The sequence below is a fragment of the Pseudomonas sp. HP_08 genome, assembly GCF_055284095.1.
In genome coordinates, this window is record NZ_JBTOQC010000024.1 from 38,937 (window position 1) to 45,204 (window position 6,268).

Here is a 6,268-nt window from a genome sequence, read left to right on the forward strand (position 1 = left end):
TCAGGAACATCCCAATACTTGCTCAGTCAGTGCTGACGTAGTCGGCGACCACCGTCGCTCATGCTCTGCTTGGCAGTAAACCTATTAAGACCCGTCCACCCATGGACGGTATTCTGGCGTTTTAGAGGTGAACAACGTGGAGCTTTTATCTGGCGCTGAAATGGTCGTCCGCTTCCTGCGTGACGAAGGCGTTAAGCATATTTATGGATACCCTGGTGGCGCGCTCCTGCATGTTTACGATGCGTTGTTCCAGGAGCCGGCGGTCAGCCATATTCTGGTCCGTCACGAGCAGGCTGCCACGCACATGGCCGATGGCTATGCACGTGCAACCGGCAAGGCCGGCGTAGTCCTGGTAACGTCAGGCCCTGGCGCGACCAACGCAATCACCGGTATTGCCACTGCCTACATGGACTCGATCCCGATGGTGGTCATTTCCGGTCAGGTGCCTAGCACGCTGGTCGGCACCGATGCCTTCCAGGAAACCGACATGATCGGTATCTCCCGGCCGATCGTGAAGCACAGCTTCATGATCAAGCACCCGAGCGAGATTCCTGAAGTCCTGAAAAAGGCCTTCTATCTGGCACAGTCCGGCCGTCCGGGCCCTGTGGTCGTCGACCTGCCAAAGGACATGACCAACCCGGCCGAGAAGTTCGAATACGTTTACCCTAAAAAGGTCAAGCTGCGCTCCTACAGCCCGGCGGTTCGTGGTCATTCGGGCCAGATCCGCAAGGCCGTCGAAATGCTGCTGGCCGCCAAGCGTCCGGTGATCTACGCCGGCGGTGGCGTGGTCATAGGCAACGGTTCTGCACCTCTGACCGAGCTGGCGCAGTTGCTCAATGCCCCGGTTACCAACACACTGATGGGCCTGGGCTGCTATCCGGGCACTGACCGTCAGTTCGTCGGCATGCTGGGCATGCACGGCAGCTACACTGCAAACGTCGTGATGCACCACACCGATGTGATCCTGGCCGTCGGCGCACGTTTCGATGACCGGGTCATCAACGGTGCCGCCAAGTTCTGCCCGAATGCCAAGATCATCCACATCGACATCGACCCTGCATCGATTTCCAAGACCATCAAGGCCGACGTGCCGATCGTGGGCCCTGTTGAAAGCGTGCTGACCGACATGGTCGCCACGTACAAGGAAATCGGTCAGGCTCCGGACAAGGCCGCAGTTGCCGCGTGGTGGAAGCAGATCGATGAATGGCGCGCCGGTGGCGACCTGTTCCCGTATGACCGTGGCGACGGCACCATCATCAAGCCGCAGAAAGTCATCGAGACCCTGCATGAAGTGACCAAGGGCGATGCCTATGTCACCTCCGATGTGGGCCAGCACCAGATGTTCGCTGCTCAGTACTACCGCTTCGACAAGCCGAACCGCTGGATCAACTCCGGCGGCCTGGGCACCATGGGCTTCGGTTTTCCGGCGGCCATGGGCGTCAAGCTGAACTTCCCGGACGCCGATGTGGCCTGCGTCACCGGCGAAGGCAGTATCCAGATGAACATCCAGGAACTGTCCACCTGCCTGCAATACGGCTTGCCGGTGAAGATCATCCTGCTCAACAACGGCGTGCTGGGCATGGTTCGCCAGTGGCAAGACATGAGCTACGGCGGTCGTCACTCGCATTCCTATGTCGAATCGCTGCCTGATTTCGTCAAGCTGGTCGAAGCCTATGGTCACGTCGGCATTCGTGTCACCGACCTCAAGGATCTCAAGCCCAAGCTCGAAGAAGCCTTCGCCATGAAGGATCGCCTGGTATTCGTCGACATCCAGGTCGATGTGAGCGAGCACGTCTATCCGATGCAGATCAAGGATGGCTCGATGCGCGATATGTGGTTGAGCAAGACGGAGCGGACATAATCATGCGGCATATCATTTCGCTACTGCTGGAAAACGAACCAGGCGCACTGTCGCGTGTCGTCGGCCTGTTTTCGCAGCGTAACTACAACATCGAAAGCCTGACCGTGGCGCCGACCGAAGACCCGACCCTGTCGCGTCTGACGCTGACCACCGTGGGGCACGATGAAGTGATCGAGCAGATCACCAAGAACCTCAATAAGCTGGTTGAAGTGGTCAAGCTGGTCGACCTGTCCGAGAGTGCGCACATCGAGCGCGAACTCATGCTGGTCAAGGTCAAGGCCACTGGCGCACAGCGGGCCGAGATCAAGCGCACCACGGATATTTTCCGCGGGCAGATCGTCGACGTCACGGCCAGCGTCTACACCGTGCAGTTGAGTGGTACCAGTGACAAGCTGGACAGCTTCATTCAGGCCATCGGCACCGCCGCTATCCTGGAAACAGTTCGCAGTGGCGTAACGGGTATTGCCCGCGGCGACAAAGTGCTGAGCATCTGATCAATTTGCAATGTGGCCTGAACGGCCAAGATAACAGGGGATTTACATGAAAGTTTTCTACGACAAAGACTGTGACCTTTCGATCATCCAGGGCAAGAAAGTCGCGATCATCGGCTACGGCTCCCAGGGCCACGCTCAAGCGTGCAACCTGAAAGACTCCGGCGTTGACGTTACTATCGGCCTGCGCAAAGGTTCGGCCACTGTCGCCAAGGCTGAAGCCCACGGCCTGAAAGTGACTGACGTTGCTTCTGCTGTCGCTGCTGCCGACGTTGTCATGATCCTGACCCCGGACGAGTTCCAGGGCCAGCTGTACAAGCAGGAAGTCGAGCCAAACCTGAAGCAGGGCGCAACCCTGGCCTTCTCGCACGGCTTCGCCATCCACTACAACCAGGTCGTGCCGCGCGCTGACCTGGACGTGATCATGATCGCACCGAAGGCCCCGGGCCACACCGTGCGTACCGAGTTCGTCAAGGGTGGCGGTATTCCTGACCTGATCGCCATCTACCAGGACGCTTCGGGCAACGCCAAGAACGTCGCTCTGTCTTACGCCTCGGGCGTGGGCGGCGGCCGTACCGGCATCATCGAAACCACCTTCAAGGACGAGACTGAAACCGACCTGTTCGGCGAGCAAGCCGTTCTGTGTGGCGGTACTGTCGAGCTGGTCAAAGCCGGTTTCGAAACGCTGGTCGAAGCTGGCTACGCGCCAGAAATGGCCTACTTCGAGTGCCTGCACGAACTGAAGCTGATCGTTGACCTCATGTACGAAGGCGGTATCGCCAACATGAACTACTCGATCTCCAACAACGCCGAATACGGCGAGTACGTGACCGGTCCTGAAGTCATCAACGAAGAATCCCGCAAGGCTATGCGCAACGCTCTGAAGCGCATCCAGGACGGCGAGTACGCGAAGATGTTCATCAGCGAAGGCGCGACCAACTACCCATCGATGACCGCCAAGCGTCGTAACAACGCTGCCCACGGCATCGAAATCATCGGCGAGCAACTGCGCTCGATGATGCCTTGGATCTCGGCGAACAAGATCGTCGACAAGTCCAAGAACTAAGTTTTTGGTTGTCTGAAAAAACGCGGCCAATGGGCCGCGTTTTTTCGTTATGGGCAGTAGGAAACGTCGTCTGTTCAGCCGCGTGGTCGGTGTTGGAAGGTCAACGGCACTCTGTTCTGGTATAAAGCTGCATCGTTTGCCGGCGAACCCTCGTGGCAGACACCTGTCCAACTTTTTCAAACTGCTGCAAGGTAATTTTCATGAGCGAACGTCCCGAGGAGACCCACAAGGGTCCCGACGCCGAAAGCCTGCTACCGATCGATGAGCACGTGGAAGAGGGGCATGATGCCGAAGGGCGCAAAGTCCGCCACCGTGGCATCTATCTATTGCCGAACCTGTTTACCACGGCCAATCTGTTTGCCGGTTTTTATTCCATCATCAGCTCCATGAGTGCCCAGAGCGCCGCTAGCGCCGGGGATGCGGCAGGTGCCAGCAAGTATTTTGCGTTTGCCGCCATCGCCATTTTTGTCGCCATGGTGCTCGACGGTCTCGACGGGCGTGTGGCGCGCATGACCAATACCCAGAGCGCCTTCGGTGCCGAGTACGATTCGCTGTCCGACATGGTGGCTTTTGGTGTTGCGCCTGCCTTGCTGGCATTCGGCTGGGCTTTGGGCGACATGGGCAAGGTCGGCTGGATGGTTGCCTTCATCTATGTGGCGGGCGCGGCATTGCGTCTGGCGCGCTTCAATACCCAGGTAGGCAAGGCCGACAAGCGCTACTTCATTGGTCTGGCCAGCCCTGCGGCGGCCGGCGTAGTGGCGGGCACGGTCTGGGCCTTCAGCGATTTCGGTATCCAGGGATCCAAGCTGTCTTTCCTGGTGGCACTGCTGGTCGCTGCGGCGGGCATGCTGATGGTGAGCAACATCAAGTACAACAGCTTCAAGGAGCTGGACCTCAGAGGCCGTGTGCCATTTGTTGCCATCCTTGTCGTGGTTCTGGTGTTTGCCGTGGTATTCAGTGATCCGCCGCGTATCCTGCTGCTGATTTTCCTGGGCTACGCGCTGTCAGGTCCTGCTCAATATCTGTTACGTGTGCGTCGTCGCAAGTGATCTGATTTTCTGCATACTCCAGAGGTCTATTGGTGAACCCGTCACCGAAGCCGTGGAGTCATCATGCTGATCAAGCTTCCCTCGACCTCCGACTCTCGCGAGTCGGAGGTCACACCTGAATCCATCTACCTTTCCCGTCGTTCATTGCTGGGCGGCTCGCTGGCTGCGGGGGCGATCGCTGCCTTGCCTCGATGGGCAAGCGCGGCAGATCCTTCCTTGTATCCTGACGTAGACCCAAGCAAGGCGCCGGCCTGGCTTGCCGACAAGCTCGGCGCGACCCGCTGGCAGGCAGTGACGGTCAAGGGTGAGGCGATCACGCCTTACAAGGATGCGACCCACTACAACAACTTCTACGAGTTCGGTACCGACAAGGGCGACCCTGCGAAAAATGCAGGCGCCCTGAAAACCGAACCGTGGAGCGTGGTCATCGATGGCGAGGTGGGTAAGCCTGGCCGCTACGCGCTTGAAGATTTCATCAAGCCTTATCAGCTTGAAGAGCGTATCTACCGGCTGCGCTGTGTCGAGGCCTGGTCGATGGTCATTCCCTGGGTCGGTTTTCCGCTGGCTGACCTGCTCAAGCAGGTCGAGCCGACCTCAAAGGCTCGCTACATCCGTTTTGAAACCCTCAAGGATCCTCAGTCCATGCCGGGCCAGCGTTCCGGCTTTGCTCTCATCGACTGGCCTTATGTCGAAGGGTTGCGTCTGGATGAGGCGATGCATCCGCTGACGATTCTTGCCGTTGGCATGTATGGCCGCGAGTTGCCTAACCAGAATGGTGCTCCGCTGCGTCTTGTGGTGCCGTGGAAATACGGTTTCAAGGGCGTGAAGTCCATCGTGCGTATCAGCCTGGTCAGCGAGCAGCCGAGTACAACCTGGCAGAGCATTGCGGCCAACGAATATGGCTTCTATGCCAACGTCAATCCGCAGGTCGATCACCCGCGCTGGAGCCAGGCGCGAGAGCGGCGTTTGCCCAGCGGGTTGTTCAGTCCCAATGTGCGGCAGACCGACATGTTCAATGGCTACGCCGAAGAGGTGGCTTCCTTATATAGCGGCATGGATCTACGCAAGGATTACTGATGCGTTACGGACTATGGCGGGTAAGCGTTTTTCTGGCGGCGTTGGCGTTTCCGGTGTTTTGGCTTTATCAGGCCTGGATCTTTGCCTTGGGGCCGGACCCGGGAAAGGTGTTGGTGGACCGGCTGGGGCTGGGCACGCTGATCCTGCTGCTGATCACATTGAGCGTCACACCGCTGCAGCGTTTGACCGGGTGGGCGGGGTGCATGGCGGTGCGCCGGCAATTGGGATTGTGGTGTTTCGCTTATGCGCTGCTGCACCTCGGGCTGTATGCATTGTTCATCCTGGGTATGGATTGGGGGCAGTTGGGTGTGGAGCTGGTGCAGCGGCCCTACATTATTGTCGGGGCACTGGCCTTGCTTGGACTGCTGGCGTTGGCGGTGACTTCCAACCGTTATAGTCAGCGTCGTCTTGGGCGTCGCTGGAGAAGGCTTCATCAGTTGATCTACGTGATTCTGATCCTGGGCCTGTTGCATATGCTGTGGATTGTTCGCGCCGATCTTGAGGAGTGGGCTCTCTATACGTGCCTCGGCGCTTTCTTGTTGATCCTGCGCGTTCCTTTTATCGCTCGGAAAATCCCGCGTTTATTAAAGGTTCGAAGATAAGTGACAGCATTTTGAAATTAAGTGTTGACGCCCCGTCTCAGCGCTCTATAATGCGCACCATTCCCGCCGCGGAAGAAACTGAAAACTCCTTGAAGATCAACGAGTTAGATGTGAAAACGGCG

At 58.1% G+C, this 6,268-nt stretch carries 6 protein-coding genes; all 6 read left to right on the top strand.

What is annotated here, in order from left to right; translation table 11 throughout:
- Window positions 1-136 precede the first annotated feature (136 nt).
- The 6 genes from ACYAS9_RS21170 (at window position 137) to msrQ (ending at window position 6,146) form a co-directional block, all read left to right on the top strand.
- Window positions 137-1,861 (top strand): acetolactate synthase 3 large subunit, encoded by a 1,725-nt coding sequence (locus ACYAS9_RS21170; RefSeq protein ID WP_463570266.1) that lies wholly within the window; start codon window positions 137-139, stop codon window positions 1,859-1,861.
- A 2-nt stretch (window positions 1,862-1,863) separates the two neighbouring features.
- Window positions 1,864-2,355: an acetolactate synthase small subunit gene (ilvN, locus tag ACYAS9_RS21175; RefSeq protein ID WP_025258538.1), complete on the top strand. Its 492-nt coding sequence runs from the start codon at window positions 1,864-1,866 to the stop codon at window positions 2,353-2,355.
- Window positions 2,356-2,401: 46 nt separating this feature from the next.
- Window positions 2,402-3,418, top strand: a complete 1,017-nt coding sequence (ilvC, locus tag ACYAS9_RS21180) for a ketol-acid reductoisomerase (RefSeq protein WP_459743832.1) — start codon at window positions 2,402-2,404, stop codon at window positions 3,416-3,418.
- 200 nt (window positions 3,419-3,618) lie between these two features.
- On the top strand, window positions 3,619-4,467 hold the full coding sequence (gene pssA / locus ACYAS9_RS21185; RefSeq protein WP_463570267.1) for a CDP-diacylglycerol--serine O-phosphatidyltransferase: 849 nt from the start codon (window positions 3,619-3,621) through the stop codon (window positions 4,465-4,467).
- A gap of 63 nt (window positions 4,468-4,530) precedes the next feature.
- Window positions 4,531-5,544: a protein-methionine-sulfoxide reductase catalytic subunit MsrP gene (msrP, locus tag ACYAS9_RS21190; protein ID WP_463570268.1), complete on the top strand. Its 1,014-nt coding sequence runs from the start codon at window positions 4,531-4,533 to the stop codon at window positions 5,542-5,544.
- Window positions 5,544-6,146 carry a protein-methionine-sulfoxide reductase heme-binding subunit MsrQ gene (gene msrQ, locus ACYAS9_RS21195; protein WP_463570269.1) on the top strand — a complete coding sequence of 201 codons (603 nt, stop codon included), beginning with the start codon at window positions 5,544-5,546 and terminating at the stop codon, window positions 6,144-6,146. The genes msrP and msrQ overlap by 1 nt, the downstream gene beginning before the upstream one ends.
- Window positions 6,147-6,268: the final 122 nt, after the last annotated feature.

What these genes read in the sequence shown, in the direction of transcription:
- ilvN (WP_025258538.1), top strand. Translation starts at nt 1,864, where the DNA reads ATGCGGCATATCATTTCGCTACTGCTGGAAAACGAACCAGGCGCACTG.
- ilvC (WP_459743832.1), top strand. Translation starts at nt 2,402, where the DNA reads ATGAAAGTTTTCTACGACAAAGACTGTGACCTTTCGATCATCCAGGGC.
- pssA (WP_463570267.1), top strand. Translation starts at nt 3,619, where the DNA reads ATGAGCGAACGTCCCGAGGAGACCCACAAGGGTCCCGACGCCGAAAGC.
- msrP (WP_463570268.1), top strand. Translation starts at nt 4,531, where the DNA reads ATGCTGATCAAGCTTCCCTCGACCTCCGACTCTCGCGAGTCGGAGGTC.
- msrQ (WP_463570269.1), top strand. Translation starts at nt 5,544, where the DNA reads ATGCGTTACGGACTATGGCGGGTAAGCGTTTTTCTGGCGGCGTTGGCG.